The following is a 17,915-nucleotide window of genomic DNA, read 5'->3' as shown; positions in this document are numbered from 1 at the left end:
AGACCTCAGTTGCCGTAGAGGCGGTTACGCACCGCGATCGTGGTCTGGTAGACCGTGCGGAACCGGCCGTCCTTCGGTGCGGTGAAGGTCACGCCCAGCGCGGTCAACGCGGCAGCGGTATTGGCCTGCGCCGCCGCGGAGGGATCCGGACTTTCCAGCACCAGGCCCAGCTGCACCGCGCCGACCCGGCGCCATGCCGCGTCAGCCGGGCCGAGTGATGCGTCCACGTCCGCCGCGGTGCCCTGGCGGTCGATGAAGCCGCTGGGTGCGCCGGTCGCGCTCAGCTTGTGGTCCTGGCCATACAGCAGCTGCATGTTGCGCACGCCTTCGACCAGCGCTTCGGGCTGACCGGCCGCCAGCGCGCCCCCGGGTGCGGCATCGAAACGCACCCGATACAGCGAGCTCTGGCGGGTCGTCGCGTCGTAGCCGATGTAATAGACCACGCTCTCGGCGCGGTAGAGCACCGATTGGCCGGCGGTATACAACGTCGCGAAGCTGGTGCTGTTGTTCGGCGCCGTGTCGAAACGCACGGTGCCGGCGGTACTGCTGACGGCACTGGCCTGGAACACCGTGGCCGACACACAGTCGGCCACGCCGAACAGGCCCGGCGTCGGCACCCCGCTCTGCAGCACTGCCCAGCGACCGGTATCGAACGAGAAGGTGGGCTTGTCATCCGTGCCGCCGATGGCGGTCACCGGTACCCCATCGGGCACCAGGAAGCGCAGTGCGACGATGTCGCTGCCGTCGACGCGGTTGGTCAGCGCCGCGGCGTACTCGGTCGGCAGTGCGGGGGTGTACTCGACGCCGCCCGTCGCGGGCGTGGCGCTCAGCGTCAGCGGATCGCCCGGCTTGGTATCGGTGGCCTCATAGCCCTGGATCGACTGCGTGAAGTCCAGCGCAGGGTGGGCACCGGCGGTGAACGTGGTGTGCAGCGAACCGGGGTTGTTGATGCTGTGGCTCTGGTCGTTCACGCAGCCGAAGTGGCCGGCCATGCGCAGGTCGCGCTGCAGGAAGTCCATGGCGAAGCGGCCGTTCTCCTGCACACGGGCCAGGCCCTCGGACAGGCGCGAGGCGGTGCGGGACGCGGCGAACACCTGCATCAGGCCCAGCAGCAGGACCAGGCCGATGACCATGGCGATCATCAGCTCGACCAGCGACAGGCCCGCGCTGGTGCGATGGAAGGCAGGCACCCGCCTCACAGCCGGGTCCTCGCCGAGAAGGTGGTATCGGCCGCATCCAGCCAGCGCTCATCGCCCCAGCTGACGTTGACCGTGATCTCGTCCCCGTCGCGGGTGACACTGGCGCTGGCTTCGTCGCCCAGCGCCTTGCCCAGCCGGCAGCGCCAGTCGGTCATGTACGCATCCTTGGTGATCTCCGCGCCGGTGGGTGAGACGCAATCGGCGGCCTTGGTCGTTGCCGCATAGGTGCCGACGTAGGTCCCGGCGTTGATGCGGTTGATCCGGATCTGGTCCAGCAGCTCGTAACTCAGGTTGGTCGCCTGGGTCCGGAAGTTCGCGCTCTGCACGAACCGCACGTTCATGGTCTGCAGCAGAGCGAAGCCGAGCAGGCCGATGCTCATCACCACGATCGCGATCAGCACCTCGATCATGGTGAAGCCGCCCTGCCCTGCGCGACGCGCGCCAAGGTGTCTTGCCCTCACTTGCAGCTCTCCTTTTCCACGCGCACCTGCCCCACCGCCGACAGCCGCAGCGTGCGCTGCAGGGGCTGGTCGCCGCATTCGTCAGGCTTCAGGGTGATGTCCAGCGCCGCGGCGGCGCGATTGCGACCCCGGCCATCGAAGGCCACGATCAGGTTGTCCTTGCTGCCGAGCATCTTGGGCGAGCCGGCCGAGTAGCGCAGGACCTGCTCGCCGGCGTCGAAGCTGCCACTGCCGTCGGCATCGGACCAGACCATCCAGCCGTCGCCCCAGCTGTCGCCGTTGCATTCGGTGCCTTCGGTGGAGGCGCACACGCCGGCACCGCGGGTGTTCTTCAGCGCTTCACTGCGCGCCAGTGCGAGCGAGGCCATCAATTCGTTGGTGGTGGTGGCCGCGCGATTGGAGCGCAGCACGCCCTGGAAGCTCGGCATGCCAAGCGTGATCAGGATGGCAAGCACCGCGATGGTGACCATCAACTCGATCAGTGTAAAGCCGTTGGACCGGCGCAAAGACATGAAACGCTCCCCAGCGTTGATGACACAGAAGATGAACGCCCCGCCGCCGATCAGCAAGCGGCGGCAGGACGAACGGTCGCCCGGAGGCGACAGGCGTCAATCAGTTGACGCAGAACAATGCCAGCGACAGGCCCCTGCCCGTCGCCGGCCCGGTCAGGGCCTCAGGCCATGACCTTGTAGCAGGGCTGGTACTCGCCCGAGATCTTCATGCGGCGCTGCTCGACGAAGGCACGCAGCAACTCATCCAGCGCCTGCATCATGTCCGCATCGCCGTGGATCTCGAACGGACCGAACTGCTCGATGCGACGCATCCCGTCTTCCTTCACGTTGCCGGCGACGATGCCGGAGAACGCACGACGCAGGTCGGCGGCCAGGGCATGCGGCGGGCGGCCGTGGTGCAGGTCCAGCGCGGCCATTGCCTCGTGGGTCGGCACGAACGGCTGCTGGTACTCCCACGGAATCTCGATCGACCAGTTGAAGAAGAACGAATCCTTCTGCGCCAGGCGGTGCTCGCGCACGCGCTTTATGCCCTGGGCCATCTTGCGGGCCACGTTGACCGGGTCGCCGATGATGATCTCGTAGCGGCTGGCGGCTTCTTCACCCAGGGTGAGGCGGATGAAGCGGTCGATCTGCTCGAAGTACGGCGCGGCCACGGTCGGGCCGGTCAGGATCAGCGGGAACGGCAGGTCCTTGTTCTCGTCGCGCAGCAGGATGCCCAGCAGGTACAGGATCTCCTCGGCGGTGCCGACGCCGCCGGCGAACACGATGATGCCGTGGCCGATGCGCACGAACGCTTCGAGGCGCTTCTCGATGTCCGGCATGATCACCAGGTGATTCACGATCGGGTTCGGCGACTCGGCGGCGATGATGCCCGGCTCGGTCAGGCCGATGTACCGCGTGGTGGTCTTGCGCTGCTTGGCATGGGCGATGGTGGCGCCCTTCATCGGACCCTTCATCGCACCCGGACCGCAGCCGGTGCAGATGTCCAGCCCACGCAGGCCCAGCTCGTAGCCGACCTGCTTGGTGTACAGATACTCATCGCGGCCGATCGAGTGACCGCCCCAGCACACGACCAGGTTCGGGTCACCCGGGTTGAGGATGCGCGCATTGCGCAGCAGCCCGAACACCGCGTTGGTGATGCCTTCGGAGGATTCCAGCTCGGCCGCGTAGGCCGGGCCCATCTCGATGGCCATGTAGGCCAGGTCGCGGACCACGGCGAACAGCAGCTCGGCGACGCCGCGGATGATCTCGCCATCCACGAACGCCATCGCCGGCGCATTGACCAGGTCGATGCGCACGCCGCGGTCCTGCTGCGCCACCTGGATGTCGAAATCGGGGTACAGATCGCGCGCCGCGCGCGGATCGTCGGAGGCGCTGCCGCTGGTCAGCACGGCCAGCGCGCAGCGGCGCAGCAGCTCGTGCATGCCGCCACCGGAGGCGTCCCGCAGGCGCGCTACTTCGGCGCGCGACAGCACATCCAGCCCACCGCGCGGGTAGATCCGCGCGTCCTGCACCGGCAGCGTACGCGCCGGTTTTTCGTTGATCGTCATGTCCATCTTTTTCGCTTTCCTCAAGGTTACCGACTGTACCGCTGCCCCCTTAAAAAGCAAAACGGCCGGGAAACCCGACCGTTGGATGTGTCCTGACCGCGACAGGGGCGCTGGGCCGTCGCAGTTTCGCCGATTTTCGCGCAACCGATTGACGATACATCCTCAGAGACATTTTGGCAAGGAAACCGATGCGCCCTGTCGCTGGCAATGCCGCCAAAAAAAGAAAGCGGCCGGGTCTCCCCGGCCGCGTCCACTTACTGCTTCAGGTTCTGAAAGATCAGAACTTGTATTTCAGGGTCAGCTGCATCGACCAGCGCGACACGGCGGTGTTGCCCTTGTCGTTGTTGTTTTCCTGGATCGACGAGTTGTCGGTACGGCCGGTGAAGTTGTACAGGTACTTGCCGGTAGCCGGGTCGATACCAGAGTAGTTGGCAACGCGACGGGTGGCGTAGAAGCCGTAGTCGTCGATCAGACCCCACTTCTTGTTGAGCAGATTGCCGACATTCATGATGTCCAGCGCGATCTCACCCTTGTGGCTCTTCACGAAGCCCGGGAACTCTTGGCTGATACGAACATCGAAACTGTTGACCCACTTGGCGCGGTGCTCGTTTGCCGGAACCACGCTGCCACGGTAGGCATCGAGCTCCGGATTCTGCGCCAGCCAGTCAAAGAACTGCTTCTCCATCGCCGCGCCGCCGGTGAACAGCACGTCACCCGGGCCCTTCGGCACGTAGAACAGATCGTTGGTAGCTGCACCGTCGCCGTTCACATCGTTATAGAACACATAGCTGTACGGACGACCCGAACGGCCTTCATAGAACAAGCCGACGCGGGTGGCATTGTCACCGAAGAAGTTGTGCTTCCACTCCATGGTGCCGGTGATGCGGTCCTTGATCGCGTACCGTGAGTTGTACGCAACGTTGTCGTTGGCGTTCAGGCTGAGCGTGTTGTTCCAGTTCGAGGTGTTCTGCGAGCTGGACAGCGGGCTCACTTCCTCCGCTTGGGTGTAGGTATAACCCAGCGACCAGCCCCAGTTCTCGGTCAGCGGCTTGGCCAGCGCGAAAGTCGCCTGGGAACCACGACCCTTGTCGGTGTTGCGCAGCAGGATGACGTCGCCGATATCACCCGGACGGTTGACCCGGTCACCCGGGCAGGTCCGATCGGTGGCCGAGCAGGCGCGACCATTCTTCTGGCCAGCCTGCATGCCGTTGCTGCCGGCATTGGCACCATTCATGCCGAAGTCGTTCCAGTACAGCGCACGGCCGTCCTGACCAACAGAGCGGTTGGCGTTCGGGGTCATGACGTCCAGACGATCGAAGTACAGACCATCCTTGACCTTGGTGACCAGCAGTTCGGCCGAGGCCACGATGCCGTACCACGGCAGCTCATGATCGAAGGCCAGGTTGGCCTTCCACACCGACGGCAAACGGGTACCCGGAGCGATCAGGTCGACGTTCTGGCGGGCCGAGGCCAGCGACGGGTCCGGGATGAGCGGATTGTCGGCATCGAAGCTGAAGCCACCCGGGTTGCGGGTCAGGTTGTACTCGGCGTAGTTCAGACCGGTGTTCTGGTAGGCACCCGCCAGCCACACATTCGGTGCAGCACCGCCGAACAGGCCCACGCCACCGCGCAGCTGGGTCGGACGATCGCTGTCGAAGGTGTAGTTGAAGCCGACGCGAGGCTGGAACAGCTCCTTGTCCACCAGCTTGGTGTTGTTGAAGCCGTACAGCTGTTCGATACGCGGGTTGTACAGGCGCTGGGTGCTGAAGTCCGGCATGTCCACACGGACACCGAACATCAGGCTCAGGTTGTAGTTGATCGCCCAGGTATCCTGGATGAACAGACCCGTATTCTTCAGGTGGAACTTCGCCGGAATGTCAGCCAGGCTGCCGCCAGCACGCGGCACGCGCACCTGATACGCGGACGGGGTGCCCGCTTCGAACGCAGCCAGGTTCGCGAACTCGTACGCGCCGTAAAGGTTGCGGCCGTAGAAATTCATCAGGTCGTTGTCGGTGTAGTCGAAGCCGAACTTGACGGTGTGGTCGCCGACATACCAGGTGCCGGCACCAAAGGCGCTCAGCTCCTTCGACTCGACCAGGTTGGTGTGGGTATTCTGCTCGGTGCCCAGGTACAGCGAGTTGTTGTTGTCGAACCGCACGCGAATCTGCGGCAGATGCGAAGCCGCAACACGGTTGGACGAGTAGTTCTTGTGCGAGACCTTGAACTCGGTCGAGAAGTTCTCGGACCAGTCACTGAACAGCTCACCCATCCAGGTTTCATACTCGGTCGGCTGGGTGTACCAGAAATCGCTCAGCGAAATTTCGCTGTTGCTGACCTTCGGGAAACGCACCACGTCCTGCTGCATCTTGTTGTAGCGCAGGGCCGCACGGTGGTTCTCGTTGATGTTCCAGTCCAGCTTGACCGCGTATTCTTCGATCTCGGTCTTGTTGTTCAGCGCACCTACGCCGCCGACCTGATAGCCAAGATCAGACATGCGCTTCTGGACGCGGGCGATATCTGCATCGCTGATGCCGCCAGTCTTGTTGTACGGGCTTTCGCCAAGGCTAACGCCGCCGCCGCTACGCTCAAACTTCTCGTAATTGCTGAAGAAGAACAGCTTGTCCTTGACGATCGGGCCGCCGAAGGTCATGCCATAGGTCTTCTCGTCTTCAAAGCCGTTGAAGTCCTGCTTGTCACCTTCCAGACGCGAACGGACCATGTCCTTGTCGCGGTAGGAACCGTAGACGGTGCCATGGAATTCGTTGGTGCCCGACTTGGTCACAGCATTGATCACCGCACCGGTACCGCCGGCGATGGTCGTGTCGTAGTTGGCCAGGTCGATGTTGATTTCCTGGATGGCGTCCATCGACACCGGCTGACGCTCGGTCGGCAGGTTGTTGGAGCCCAGGCCGAACGGATCGGAGGCGCTGATACCGTCGATGCGGATGGCGTTGTAACGGGTGTTCTGGCCGCCAGCCGAGATCGCGCCGTCAGCCTTGCTGACCTGCGAGATGCGCGGGTCCAGACGCACGTAATCCTGGATGTTGCGGTTCGCGGACGGCAGCGCGTCCATCGTTTCGCGGGTCACGTTGGAGCCGGTGCCCATCTTGGTCGCGCTGAAGACGTCCAGGCCGCCAGCAACGGCGACGACGTTGACGGCGCCCAGGTTGGTGGCCGCGATGTCACCCGCCAGGTTGGCGTTGATCGTGTTCACCTGGTTCAGGTTGAGGTACACACCCTCTTCGGTCTTGGTACCTTCACCGGGCTTGTTGATGGTGATGGTGTACGGACCACCCACGCGCAGGCCGCGCGCGTTGTAACGACCCGATGCATCGGTCGTGGCGCGGCTGACCGTGCCCGACTCGGTGTGCGTGATGGTGACTTCTGCACCAGCGACAGGCGCGCCTGCAGCCGACGTGACCTGACCGCCGACACCGGCAGAGGTGCTCTGGGCGAAGGCGGGAGCGGCGGCAAGTGCAGCCACGAGACCAAGCGTCAGCTTGGACATCCGGAGACAACGGGAGTGGGTCATTGGGGAGTAGCCTCGATGCGAGATTGGCGATGGCGGAGAAAAAAACGCGCCCAAGCAGCCTTGCTGGCGGCTGACTGGACTTTTATCTGGGTTCCCTAGCCGCGAGCTGGTTTCAGCCGCAACGGTTAACACTAGATTAACACGATAGCCTTGGATTGTGACGGTTTGGCGACAAAACACACGCCTTCACAACGGAATCGTGACGCTATCTTCACATCTGTTTATGACCGGCTGAATGCAGGGTGGCAGCGGGTTTCAGGTGGGGTCGGTTGGCGGGAGCCGGCCAGCGGCCGGCACTACCAAGTCGGTACCAAGGGCCCTGCGGGCGACGCCCTCAGGCGTCGAGAATCTGGCCGCGGTACGCGGCGCCCGCAGCGGACAGCAGCAGGACCGCCGCGGCGGCGCAGTCGGCCGGGTCCCGGGCGGTGCGGTCCTCATCCAGCGAGAACGCGCGGGCGCGCAGGGCCGTGCGCATCGGGCCGGGCTGCAGGCCGCTGACCCGTACCGGGCTGCGGCCGAGTTCGTCATGCAGGGAGGCGATCAGTCCGCGCAACCCATGCTGGGCCGCACCGTAGCCGCCCCAGTAGGCCTGCCCTACCCGCGCGGGATCGTCCACGGTGAACACCAGGGCGGCATCGTCGCGCTGGCGCAGCAGCGGCAGGCAGGCCTGGGCCAGCCAGGCCGGGGCGGTCAGGTTCACGTGGACCGCGCGGGCGAAGGCGGCCGGATCGGCCAGTTCGAACGGGGTCAGCCCGGCGAAATCGGCCGCGCAGTAGAGCACCCCGTCCAGCTGGCCCAGCTCGGACTGCAGGCGCTCGGCCAGCGTGGCGTAGTCGTCGGGGGTCGCGCCTTCCAGATCCAGCGGGTAGAGCAGCGGCTCGGGGCCGACGGCTTCGACCGCGGCATAGACCCGGTCCAGTCGGCGCGGTTTGCGCCCCAGCAGCACCACGGTGGCCCCGGCCTGCGCGCAGGCCACGGCGGCGGCGCTGCCAAAGCCTCCCCCGGCCCCGGCAACAAGAATGACGCGATCGGCGAGCGATCCGGTCCCGACCACCATGGACGGGACCGCACTCACGGCTGGGAGGCCTCTTCGACGATGCGCTTGAGCTCGCCCGATTCGAACAGCTCCAGCACGATGTCGCAGCCACCGATCAGCTCGCCGTGGATGAACAGCTGCGGGAAGGTCGGCAGATTGGAGAAGCGCGGCAGGTTGGCGCGGATCTCAGGCTCTTCCAGCACGTTGACCGTGCGCAGCGCGATCGCGCCGGCGGCCATCAACGCCTGGAGGGCACGGCTGGAAAAGCCGCACATGGGATATTGAGGAGTGCCCTTCATGAACAACACGAGGGGGTAACGTTCGACTTCGGACTGGATCTGCTGCATCACCGCCACAACGACTCTCCCTCCAATGGGACAACCCGGCCTCACCGGTCGGATAGACTTCCCTGACCGCCATTGTATGCCCTCCCTTCGCGCGGTGGGCACTCTGTCGGCGCTCTCCCCTCCCAATCTTTCGTGCCCATGCCCCTCGAACTGCCTCGCCTTCCCTACGACCGCGCCGCCCTGCAACCCCACCTGTCGGCGGAGACGCTGGACCTGCATCACGGGCGGCACTTCCGGGCCTATCTGGAGGCGGTCAACGCACGTATCGATGGCACGGAGCTGGCCGAGCTGCCGCTTGAGGACATCGTCCGCCAGAGCCAGGGCAGCCTGTTCGATGCAGCGGCGCAGGCCTGGAACCACCAGTTCTATTTCCAGTGCCTGCACCCGCGCGCCGGTGGCGATCCGCAGGGCCGGCTCGGCGAACGGGTGACCCGACATTTCGGGGACGCCAAGCGGCTGCGCGAGGCCTTCGACCGCGCGGCGCTGGGCCTGTTCGGCTCGGGCTGGGTGTGGCTGGTGCAGCACCCCAACGGCGCACTGGCGATCCAGGTCACGCGCAACGCGGGCACGCCATTGACCGGCGAGAGCACACCGCTGCTGGCCTGCGATGTGTGGGAACACGCGTATTACACCGATTACCAGAATGAGCGCGCCCGCTATCTGGAGGCGTTCTGGAAGCTGGTGAACTGGGATTTCGTCACCGCGCAGCTGCGCGATTGAGGCGGTGCCGGCCAGCGGCCGGCACTACCGGGCCTCTAACCGCGCAGGCTCTCGATCACCGGCGCAACCTGCTCACCACGATCAAGCTGCCCACCGACCGTCTCCAATGCACCGGCCAGCGCAGCCGCATCATCGTCGCGCAGCGTGGCATGGCCGACCTTGCGTCCGTCCCGCGCCTGCTTCCCGTAATCGTGCCAATGGCCGCTGGCCTGGCCGAGCACGGCACCGGCGTCGGGCATCTGCCCGATCCAGTTGAGCATGCAGGCGTGGCCGAGCATGCGCGTATCGCCCAGCGGCAGGCCGAGCACGGCGCGCAGATGGTTCTCGAACTGCGAGGTCTCGCTGCCTTCGATGGTCCAGTGGCCGGAGTTGTGCACCCGCGGCGCCATCTCGTTGGCCAGCAGCTCGTCGCCGCGGCAGAACAGTTCCAGCGCGAATACGCCCACATAGTCCAGGCGCTCGGCCAGGGTGCGGGCGTAGCCGATGGCCCCCTCGTGCTGGGCCGCCGACAGCCGTGCCGGGGCCAGGCTGGCCGAGAGCACGCCATTGACGTGCCAGTTGCCGGTGATCGGCCAGGCGCGGAACTCGCCGTCCTGCCCGCGTACCGCCACCACGCTGACCTCGCGATCGAAGGCGATGAAGCCTTCCAGGATCAGGCCGGTCTTCTCGACCTGGCTGCCGAGGGTGTCCCAGGCCGCGTCGATGTCGGCGGTGCTGCGGATCCGGAACTGACCCTTGCCGTCGTAGCCCAGGCGGCGGGTCTTGAGGATGCAGGGCGTGCCGAATTCGGCGACCCTGGCCGCCAGTTCGTCGCGGCTGCGGATGTCGGCGAAGGGCGGCAGCGGGATGCCCAGCGACTGGAACAGGGTCTTCTCGCTGAGCCGATCCTGGGCCACGGCCAGCGCATCCGGATTCGGATGCACCGGCACGCGCTCGGCCAGGAACGTCGCGCTCTGCGCCGGCACGTTCTCGAAATCGAAGGTCACCACGTCCACGCGGGCGGCAAAGGCGGCCAAGGCGGCTTCATCCTCGAACGCGGCCACCTGCAGCGGCGCCACCTGGGCGCCACAGGCATCGGCAGCCGGGTCGAACAGCTCGAAGCGCAGCCCCATCGGCGCACCGGCCAGGACCATCATGCGGGCGAGCTGGCCGCCGCCCAGGATGCCAACGGTCTTGGGGGTCATTGACGCGGATCGTCGTGGGCCATGACGTCTTCGGTCTGGCGGGCACGGAAGGCTTCCAGCGCCTCACCGATCGCCGGCTGGTCCGAGGCCAGCATGGCGGCCGCGAACAGCGCCGCATTGGAGGCGCCGGCATTGCCGATGGCGAAGGTGGCGACCGGGATGCCGGCCGGCATCTGCACGATCGAGAGCAGCGAATCCATGCCGTTCAGGGCCTTGGACTGCACCGGCACGCCCAGCACCGGCACGGCGGTCTTGGCGGCGATCATGCCCGGCAGGTGCGCGGCCCCGCCGGCACCGGCGATGATCGCGCGCAGGCCACGCTGGCCCGCCTGCTCGGCGTAGGTGAACAGCACGTCCGGCGTGCGGTGCGCCGAGACCACTTTCACTTCATAGGGAACGCCCAGCGAATCCAGCTTCTGGGCGGCGTGCTGCATGGTTTCCCAATCCGAGCGGGAACCCATGACGATGCCGACGAGCGGCGCGGTTTGGTTGAGGGTCATTGGCCGTCACCTGCCTTAAAGACGTATTCTAGCCGTCTTCCACGCAAGACGAAGAATCCATGGATCGCAAGCTGCTCGACCTCCTGTGCTCGCCCGATACGCGCCAGCCCCTGTCCCTGCTCGACGCCACCGGCCTGGACGCGCTCAACCGCGCGATCGGCAGCGGTGCCGTGCTCAAGGCCGATGGCAGCCCGCAGGCCCAGGCGCTGCGCGAGGCCCTGCTGACCCGCGACCGCAAGCAGGTGTTCCGCGTGGACGACGGCATCCCGGTGCTGCTGGCCGAAGAGGCCATCGCCACCGCCCAGATCGCCGATTTCCCGGAAAAATGAGCCACCTCCCCGTGCCGGCCCCCGAGGCCGCCCTGGTGGCCGCCGATGTGGCCCGTGCACTGGCCGAGGACATCGGCAGCGGTGATGTCACCGCCGCCCTGCTCCCGGACCGCCCCGACACCGCCTACCTGCTGTGCAAGCAGGACGCGGTGATCGCCGGCCGCCCCTGGTTCGATGCGACCCATCAGGCGCTCGACCCGCAGGTACGGATCGACTGGCGCGTGGCCGAGGGCGACCACGTCGCCGCCGGTACCGTGCTGGCCCTCCTGCAGGGCCGCAACCGCAGCCTGGTGAGCGCCGAGCGGACCTCGTTGAACTTCCTGCAGACGCTGTCCGGCACGGCGACCACCACCGCGCAGTACGTCGCGGCGGTGGCCGGTACCGGCGCGCGGATCCTGGACACCCGCAAGACCCTGCCCGGCCTGCGCGTGGCGCAGAAGTACGCGGTGCGCTGCGGCGGCGGCGACAACCATCGCCTCGGCCTGTTCGACACGGTGATGCTCAAGGAAAACCACATCCGTGCCGCCGGCTCGCTGACCGCGGCGGTGCTGGCGGCGCGTGCGCAATGGCCGGCCTTGCCGCTGGTGGTCGAGGTCGAGGACTTGGACCAGCTGCGCGAGGCGTTGGAGGTCGGCTGCACCCGCATCCTGATCGATGATTTCGACGCCGCCATGCGGCGCGAGGCCGTGCGCATCGCGGCCGGGCGGATTCCATTGGAAGTCTCCGGCAGTGTCGGGCTGGACGGGCTGCGCGCGATCGCCGAAGACGGCGTGGACTGCATCTCGATCGGCGGGTTGACCAAGCATGTGCAGGCGATCGACCTGTCGTTGAAACTGGGTCCGCCGCCGCAGGGGTAATGCCGCTTTCACGGTATGGGCAGATGCGGTCTGCGAGGCTGCGTCTGCCCCCACCTGGATTGCACGCATGCGCTGCCTGCCGCTTCTCGCCTGCCTGTCTCCCCTGCTCGCGCTCATGCCCCTACGGGCCGCCGCCGCCGAGGTCTGCGATGTGCCGCCGCGCTTCGGGCTCAGCCCGTTGGCGATCAACATCGTCAAGACCGCCTGCAACGAACACCGCCTCTGGTACCGCCCTTTCATCGATCGCGATGGCCGCGCGGCCAGCCTGAGCGTGACCGAAGCCGAGGACGTACACCTGGCCGACAACGGCCTGGTTGCCTGGCAGCGGGTGGTCGGCTACTGGCGGCAGAGCGGCACGCTGTCGCCGATGGGCAGCCAGCCCGGCGCATCGAGCTGCATGGCCCCACCGGGCACGCGCTACACCGACACCGACTGCCGTGCGTTCCTGGTGGACAACCCGTGGTCGGCCGCCTTCATTTCCTGGGTGATGACCCGCGCCTCGGTCCCCGGCTTCACGCGTTCGCCGCGGCACATCGACTACATCCGCGCGGCGTACCAGAACAGCGGACCGTACCGGATGACCGACCCGGCGCAGGAGAAACCGGCGCCGGGCGACCTGCTGTGCTACCTACGCGACCGGCGCGAGACCCTGAGCTACAGCGGCCTGGTGCAGTCACTGGGCAACGGCGCGGTGACGCACTGGAAATCGCATTGCGAAGTGGTGATCGCGGCCAACATGGGCGGCGACCGCACGCTGTATCTGATCGGCGGCAATGTGATGAACACCGTGGCGTTGCGCAAGCTGTCGTTGGACCGCAGCGGCCGGGTCGAGCTGCCGCCCGCGAAGGCCAGTGCCGGTGATGGCGTGGATCTGGGCTGTACGCCGGGCCGCGAAGAGGAATGCAGCTTCAACCGCCAGGACTGGGCCGCACTGCTGAAGCTGGTCGCGACCGCCCCAGCGACGATGCCGATGGACGCGCCCGTTCCGGGCGACATGCCAGCGCCGGGCAAGATGACACCGCCGATCCCGGCGCCACAACCCGTACCGGTCCCGCCACCCCGCACGCCCTGATCGTCGACGCCTGCACGGCTTGATCCTGGCCGCATTCGTCGCCATCTTGGAGGGACCGTCCTCCCTGACCGCGCCGAGTCACCGATGCCCAGTTTGATCCTGTTGATGATTGCGGGCGCGTTCGCCTACGCCTTCTGGAATTCTTCGCGTGCCGCTGCCGAACGTGCCGGCGTGCTCGGGCGCAATGCCTGCCGCGCGGCCGACGTACAGTGGCTGGACCAGAGCGTGCACGCCACCGGCCTGCGCGTGTGCCGCAAGGACAACGGCTGGCTGGGCTGGGAGCGCACCTTCAAGTTCGAGTATTCGCACGATGGCGTGGACCGCCACAGCGGGCGCATGGTGCTGCGCGGTGATCAGCTGATCACGTTCGTGGGCCCGTCGGCGGCGCGGATCAGTGAGATCCGACGCGATATCGATACCCGGGATGCTGAAGACGTTTAATGAAATGGCCGCCTTGCGGCGGCCATGGTGTGTCTTATTTGACGACCCGCAGATGCGGGCGACCGCTGGGCTTGGGCGGTGCATCATCCGGCGGGGTTGGTGAATCGTCCGGCGGCAGCTCGTCATCCGGGCCCGGCTCGTGGCCCGGGATATCGTCCGGCAGCGCCATGCCCTGCCCCGTCTCGCGGGCATACACGGCCAGCACGGCCGAGATCGGCACGTGCACCGGGTAGCTGGTGCCGGAGAAGCGGGCCGAGAAGCTCACGCTGTCATTGTCGATATGCAGGCGCACCACGGCGCGCTCGGCGATGTTCAGGACGACGCGGCCGTCCTTGACCGCACTCTGCGGCACCTGCACGCCGGGCATGCCGGCGTCGACCAGGATATGCGGCGTCAGGTCGTTGTCATTGATCCATTCCACCAGGGCCCGCAACAGGTACGGACGGTGGCTGGTCATGCGAAAAGTGTCTTCAGTCATGTGGTAGAGCCGAGCCGTGCTCGGCTGGTCTTGATCCGGATTGCCTGATGCAAGTGTACGCGCCCGCCCACCCGCAGGTCAGCCATGGCGCGTACCGGCACCGCGATTTCGTTCAGTCCACCGGTGCCGCACGCGGCCTGCGTCCCGCCGATCAGACCGGCAGGTCGCGCAGCTTCTTTTCCTGGTCGGTCAGGCTGCGGATGAAGCCCGGGTGGCGGAAAATGCGGTTGCCGTAGTCTTCGATGGACTTGCCATCCTTCGGCAGCGGCACGTCCAGTGCCTGCAGCCGCCAGATGATCGGCGCCATCGCGCAGTCGGCCAGGCTCATTTCCGGATTGAGGAAGAACTTGCTGGCCTTGAACAGCGGGACCGCGCTGGTCAGCAGTTCCTTGAGCCGCTTGCGGCCGGCCTCGGCCTGGGTCTTGTTGCCCAGCTGGATGGCCTGCACCTGCGGCACCCAGTCGTGTTCGATGCGCAGCATCGCCAAGCGGATGCGGGCCCGCGAGAGCGGATCGACCGGCATCAACGGCGGGTGCGGATAGCGCTCGTCCAGGTACTCGCTGACCACCGACGCCGCGTACAGCACCAGCTCGCGTTCCACCAGGGTGGGCACGGAATGGTACGGATTGAGATCGATGAGATCCTCGGGCGGGTTCTGCGGGTCGACCGGCACGGAGTCATAAGTGACGCCCTTGGCCGCCAGTACCAGCCGCACGCGATGGCACAGGACATCGTCGTTCGAGGAAAACAGCGTCAGGGTGTTCCGCATGCGTACGCTCGCCGCCATCAAAGGCTCTCCAACGTCCGGTAACCGCCGGTCGTATCGGCGCCGCCAGCCCATTGCCGACGGTCGTCACAGTACCCGAGTGTGCAACCGCACATCACAAAAGCCAATAGGTCGATCGTCCCACGGCAGGAACGATCGACACAGGACGGCGTCCGGCGGCTCAGTGGACGTCCTTCCAGTATTCCTTCTTGAGCAGGTACGCCAGGAAGGTCAGCAGCGCCAGGAACAGGATCACCCAGACGCCCAGCTTCTGGCGCTTCAGGGCGGCCGGCTCACCGGCGTACTCCAGGAAGTTGGTGATGTCGCGCACCGCCTGGTCGTACTGGCCGGGATCCATGCTGCCTGGCTGCTCGATCTTCAGGCCGACCACCGGTGCGTCCAGCCCTGGCCCTTCGGCCTTGCCATGCACGGCGTGCTGCAGCCCCTGCATTTCCCACAGCGGGTTGGGCATGGAGGCATTCGGGAACATGGTGTTGTTCCAGCCCAGCGGCCGCGTGGGATCGAGGTAGAACGACTTGAGGTACGTGTAGACCCAGTCGCTGCCACGCACGCGCGAGATAAGGCTCAGGTCCGGCGGCATCTTGCCGAACCACTTCTCGGCCTGTGCCTTGGGCATCGTCACCGGAATCGGTTCGCCGATCGGGGTACCGGTGAAGTTGAGGTTGTTCATGACCTCCTCTTCGCTCAACCCGAGATCGGCGGCCATGCGCGAGTAGCGCAGGTATTTCAGCGCGTGGCAGCCGGAGCAGTAGTTCATGTAGAGCTGCGCGCCGCGCTGCAGCGAGGCACGATCGCTCAAGTCATTGCCTGCCTGCAGGGTCTTGGCACCCTCGGCGGCATCGGCTGCCGCGACACCCAGCATCAGGGCCGCCGCGCAGGCCAGCCGGACAATCCAGTGGTCAGTCATGCGTGGTCACCCGGTCCGGTACCGGCTTGGTCCTGTCCAGCTTGGTCCATAGCGGCATGGTGATGAAGAAGGCGAAATACAGGAAGGTCAGCACGCGGCCGATGTAGGTCTCGTGCGCGTCCGTACCCGGGCCCGAGCCGATCACGCCCAGCCACACGAAGCACACCGCGAACATGCCCAGCAGGCCGCGCGAGAGCAGGCCGCGGTAGCGGTAGGACTTCACCCGCGCCCGATCCAGCCACGGCACCAGGAACAGGATGGCGATCGCGGAGAACATCACGATCACGCCGCCGAGCTTGTTGGGCACCACCCGCAACATCGCGTAGTACGGGGTGTAGTACCAGACCGGCTTGATGTGCTCGGGCGTCACCAGGCGGTTGGCCTCGGTGAAGTTGTCGTGCTCGAGGAACAGCCCACCGAAGGCCGGGGCGAAGAAGATGATGAAGGCGGCGATGATCAGCAGGAAGCCGGCGCCGACCGCATCCTTGAGCGTGTAGTACGGATGGAAGGGAATGCCGTCGGTGGGCGCGATGGCCGACCAGCGGTTGCCCTTCGGACCCTTCTTGATCTCCACGCCGTCCGGGTTGTTGGAGCCCACTTCATGCAGGGCGCCCAGGTGCAGCACCACCAGCAGCAACAGCACCAGCGGCAGTGCGATCACGTGCAGGGCGAAGAAGCGGTTGAGGGTGGCGTCGCTGGGCAGGTAGTCGCCCATGATCCATTCGGTCAGGCCGGTGCCGATCACCGGGATCGCGCCGAACAGCGAGATGATCACCTTCGCGCCCCAGAACGACATCTGGCCCCACGGCAGCACGTAGCCCATGAAGGCTTCGGCCATCAGCACCAGGTAGATCAGCATGCCGAGGATCCAGACCAGTTCGCGCGGCTTCTGGTAACTGCCGTAGAGCAGGCCGCGGAACATGTGCAGGTAGACCACGATGAAGAACAGCGAAGCACCGGTGGAGTGCATGTAGCGGATCAGCCAGCCCCACTCCACATCCCGCATGATGTATTCGATGGAGGCGAACGCTTCGGCGGCGTTCGTCTTGTAGTGCATCGTCAGGAAGATGCCGGTGACGATCTGGTTGACCAGGATCAGGAGCGCCAGCGAGCCGAAGTAGTACCAGATGTTGAAGTTCTTCGGCGCGTAGTACTCGCTGACGTGCTTGCGATAGACCGGCATGAGGCCCGGTGCGCGCGCGTTGACCCAGTCGGCGACGCCGGTGGCGGTGCGGGAAAGGATGTTGGCCATGATCAAGCCGCCCCCTGCGGATCAACGCCGATGATGATGGTGTTGTCGTCCTGGTAATGGTGCGGCGGCACCAGCAGGTTGATCGGTGCCGGAACATCCTTGAACACACGACCGGACATGTCGAAGCGCGACTTGTGGCAGGGGCAGAAGTAGCCGCCCTTCCATTGGGGATCGTAGGGCTCGGGACGGATCTCGGCGACCATTTCCGGCGAGCAGCCCAGATGGGTGCACAGCCCGACCAGCACCGAGACCTCGGCCTTGATCGAGCGGAATTCGGGATTCTGCTTGAGCACGTACTCGGGCTGCTGTTCTTTCTCGCCCGAGCCGGGATCCTTCAGGCGGCCGTCCAGTCCGTGCAGCGCCTCGAGGATGGCCTTGGAACGCTTGACGATCCAGATCGGCTGTCCACGCCACTCCATGACCAGTCGCTGGCCTTCCTGGAGCGCGCTGATGTCGGCAATCACCGGTGCACCGGCCAGTTTGGCGCGGGCGCTGGGATTCCAGGACTTGATGAACGGTACCGCTGCAAATCCGACGCCGACCGCTCCGACCACCGCAGTGGTGGCGGAAAGAAACCGTCGACGTCCAGTGTTGACTGGATCGTTTACCCCATCGTTGGCCATCCGGCACTCCGATATTGATTTAGGTAGCTTGAGGCTGCCAGCAGACCGGTGGGGGCCAGTCCACATTGAATCAGCCGCGAGTGTAGCTGAACCGAAGTCGGCCACACAACGCGGTACTACGGAACGAC

The 17,915-nt window shown here is 65.9% G+C and carries 19 protein-coding genes; 5 read left to right on the top strand and 14 right to left on the bottom strand.

From position 1 onward, the window contains the following. Nucleotides 1-5: 5 nt before the first annotated feature. The 7 genes from ABE473_RS05945 to grxD form a co-directional block, all read right to left on the bottom strand. Nucleotides 6-1,199 carry a PilW family protein gene (locus ABE473_RS05945; protein ID WP_346488807.1) on the bottom strand — a complete coding sequence of 398 codons (1,194 nt, stop codon included), beginning with the start codon at nt 1,197-1,199 and terminating at the stop codon, nt 6-8. Next, entirely contained in the window at nt 1,196-1,660 is a 465-nt protein-coding gene (gene pilV / locus ABE473_RS05940) for a type IV pilus modification protein PilV (protein ID WP_346488806.1), read from the bottom strand. Before pilV ends, ABE473_RS05945 begins: the two co-directional genes overlap by 4 nt. Beyond that, nucleotides 1,657-2,172 carry a Tfp pilus assembly protein FimT/FimU gene (locus tag ABE473_RS05935; RefSeq protein ID WP_346488805.1) on the bottom strand — a complete coding sequence of 172 codons (516 nt, stop codon included), beginning with the start codon at nt 2,170-2,172 and terminating at the stop codon, nt 1,657-1,659. Before ABE473_RS05935 ends, pilV begins: the two co-directional genes overlap by 4 nt. A gap of 161 nt (nt 2,173-2,333) precedes the next feature. After that, nucleotides 2,334-3,722 (bottom strand): nucleotide 5'-monophosphate nucleosidase PpnN, encoded by a 1,389-nt coding sequence (gene ppnN, locus ABE473_RS05930; RefSeq protein ID WP_121042205.1) that lies wholly within the window; start codon nt 3,720-3,722, stop codon nt 2,334-2,336. A gap of 277 nt (nt 3,723-3,999) precedes the next feature. Continuing rightward, the gene (locus tag ABE473_RS05925; RefSeq protein ID WP_346488804.1) at nt 4,000-7,254 is read right to left on the bottom strand and encodes a TonB-dependent receptor; all 3,255 of its coding nucleotides are present in this window, start codon (nt 7,252-7,254) and stop codon (nt 4,000-4,002) included. Nucleotides 7,255-7,588: 334 nt separating this feature from the next. Continuing rightward, nucleotides 7,589-8,311 carry an SDR family NAD(P)-dependent oxidoreductase gene (locus tag ABE473_RS05920; protein ID WP_346488889.1) on the bottom strand — a complete coding sequence of 241 codons (723 nt, stop codon included), beginning with the start codon at nt 8,309-8,311 and terminating at the stop codon, nt 7,589-7,591. A gap of 14 nt (nt 8,312-8,325) precedes the next feature. Then, entirely contained in the window at nt 8,326-8,646 is a 321-nt protein-coding gene (grxD, locus tag ABE473_RS05915; protein ID WP_176989582.1) for a Grx4 family monothiol glutaredoxin, read from the bottom strand. 129 nt (nt 8,647-8,775) lie between these two features. Between grxD and ABE473_RS05910 the strand changes: the two genes are divergently transcribed. Beyond that, on the top strand, nt 8,776-9,357 hold the full coding sequence (locus ABE473_RS05910) for a Fe-Mn family superoxide dismutase (RefSeq protein ID WP_346488803.1): 582 nt from the start codon (nt 8,776-8,778) through the stop codon (nt 9,355-9,357). A gap of 35 nt (nt 9,358-9,392) precedes the next feature. Here ABE473_RS05910 and ABE473_RS05905 read toward each other — a convergent pair whose 3' ends face one another. Next, the gene (locus ABE473_RS05905) at nt 9,393-10,541 is read right to left on the bottom strand and encodes a 5-(carboxyamino)imidazole ribonucleotide synthase (RefSeq protein WP_346488802.1); all 1,149 of its coding nucleotides are present in this window, start codon (nt 10,539-10,541) and stop codon (nt 9,393-9,395) included. After that, nucleotides 10,538-11,041 carry a 5-(carboxyamino)imidazole ribonucleotide mutase gene (purE, locus tag ABE473_RS05900; protein ID WP_019186188.1) on the bottom strand — a complete coding sequence of 168 codons (504 nt, stop codon included), beginning with the start codon at nt 11,039-11,041 and terminating at the stop codon, nt 10,538-10,540. The genes ABE473_RS05905 and purE overlap by 4 nt, the downstream gene beginning before the upstream one ends. Before the next feature lie 59 nt (nt 11,042-11,100). Here purE and ABE473_RS05895 point away from each other — a divergent pair, with 59 nt between their 5' ends. From ABE473_RS05895 to ABE473_RS05880, 4 genes are all read left to right on the top strand, one after another. Then, the gene (locus ABE473_RS05895) at nt 11,101-11,370 is read left to right on the top strand and encodes a Trm112 family protein (RefSeq protein WP_176989579.1); all 270 of its coding nucleotides are present in this window, start codon (nt 11,101-11,103) and stop codon (nt 11,368-11,370) included. Next, complete coding sequence (gene nadC, locus ABE473_RS05890; RefSeq protein ID WP_346488801.1) at nt 11,367-12,227, top strand: carboxylating nicotinate-nucleotide diphosphorylase; 861 nt, start codon at nt 11,367-11,369, stop codon at nt 12,225-12,227. The genes ABE473_RS05895 and nadC overlap by 4 nt, the downstream gene beginning before the upstream one ends. 67 nt (nt 12,228-12,294) lie before the next feature. After that, complete coding sequence (locus tag ABE473_RS05885) at nt 12,295-13,299, top strand: DUF2272 domain-containing protein (RefSeq protein WP_346488800.1); 1,005 nt, start codon at nt 12,295-12,297, stop codon at nt 13,297-13,299. 84 nt (nt 13,300-13,383) lie between these two features. Continuing rightward, entirely contained in the window at nt 13,384-13,740 is a 357-nt protein-coding gene (locus ABE473_RS05880; protein WP_019186192.1) for a DUF3301 domain-containing protein, read from the top strand. A 34-nt stretch (nt 13,741-13,774) separates the two neighbouring features. On the opposite strand, the gene ABE473_RS05875 is transcribed toward ABE473_RS05880, so the two are convergent. The 5 genes from ABE473_RS05875 to petA form a co-directional block, all read right to left on the bottom strand. Further along, on the bottom strand, nt 13,775-14,218 hold the full coding sequence (locus tag ABE473_RS05875; RefSeq protein WP_179459302.1) for a ClpXP protease specificity-enhancing factor: 444 nt from the start codon (nt 14,216-14,218) through the stop codon (nt 13,775-13,777). A gap of 151 nt (nt 14,219-14,369) precedes the next feature. After that, entirely contained in the window at nt 14,370-15,005 is a 636-nt protein-coding gene (locus tag ABE473_RS05870; protein WP_019186262.1) for a glutathione S-transferase N-terminal domain-containing protein, read from the bottom strand. Between the two features lie 160 nt (nt 15,006-15,165). Further along, entirely contained in the window at nt 15,166-15,867 is a 702-nt protein-coding gene (locus ABE473_RS05865) for a cytochrome c1 (RefSeq protein WP_346488888.1), read from the bottom strand. 37 nt (nt 15,868-15,904) lie between these two features. Further along, the gene (locus ABE473_RS05860; protein ID WP_319208240.1) at nt 15,905-17,164 is read right to left on the bottom strand and encodes a cytochrome bc complex cytochrome b subunit; all 1,260 of its coding nucleotides are present in this window, start codon (nt 17,162-17,164) and stop codon (nt 15,905-15,907) included. A gap of 2 nt (nt 17,165-17,166) precedes the next feature. Further along, nucleotides 17,167-17,787 (bottom strand): ubiquinol-cytochrome c reductase iron-sulfur subunit, encoded by a 621-nt coding sequence (petA, locus tag ABE473_RS05855; RefSeq protein WP_176989573.1) that lies wholly within the window; start codon nt 17,785-17,787, stop codon nt 17,167-17,169. Between the last annotated feature and the right edge of the window lie 128 nt (nt 17,788-17,915).

The sequence above is a fragment of the Stenotrophomonas sp. TWI700 genome (assembly GCF_039673645.1).
Classification (GTDB): domain Bacteria; phylum Pseudomonadota; class Gammaproteobacteria; order Xanthomonadales; family Xanthomonadaceae; genus Stenotrophomonas; species Stenotrophomonas maltophilia_AA.
This window is presented reverse-complemented; position numbering and strand designations above follow the sequence as displayed.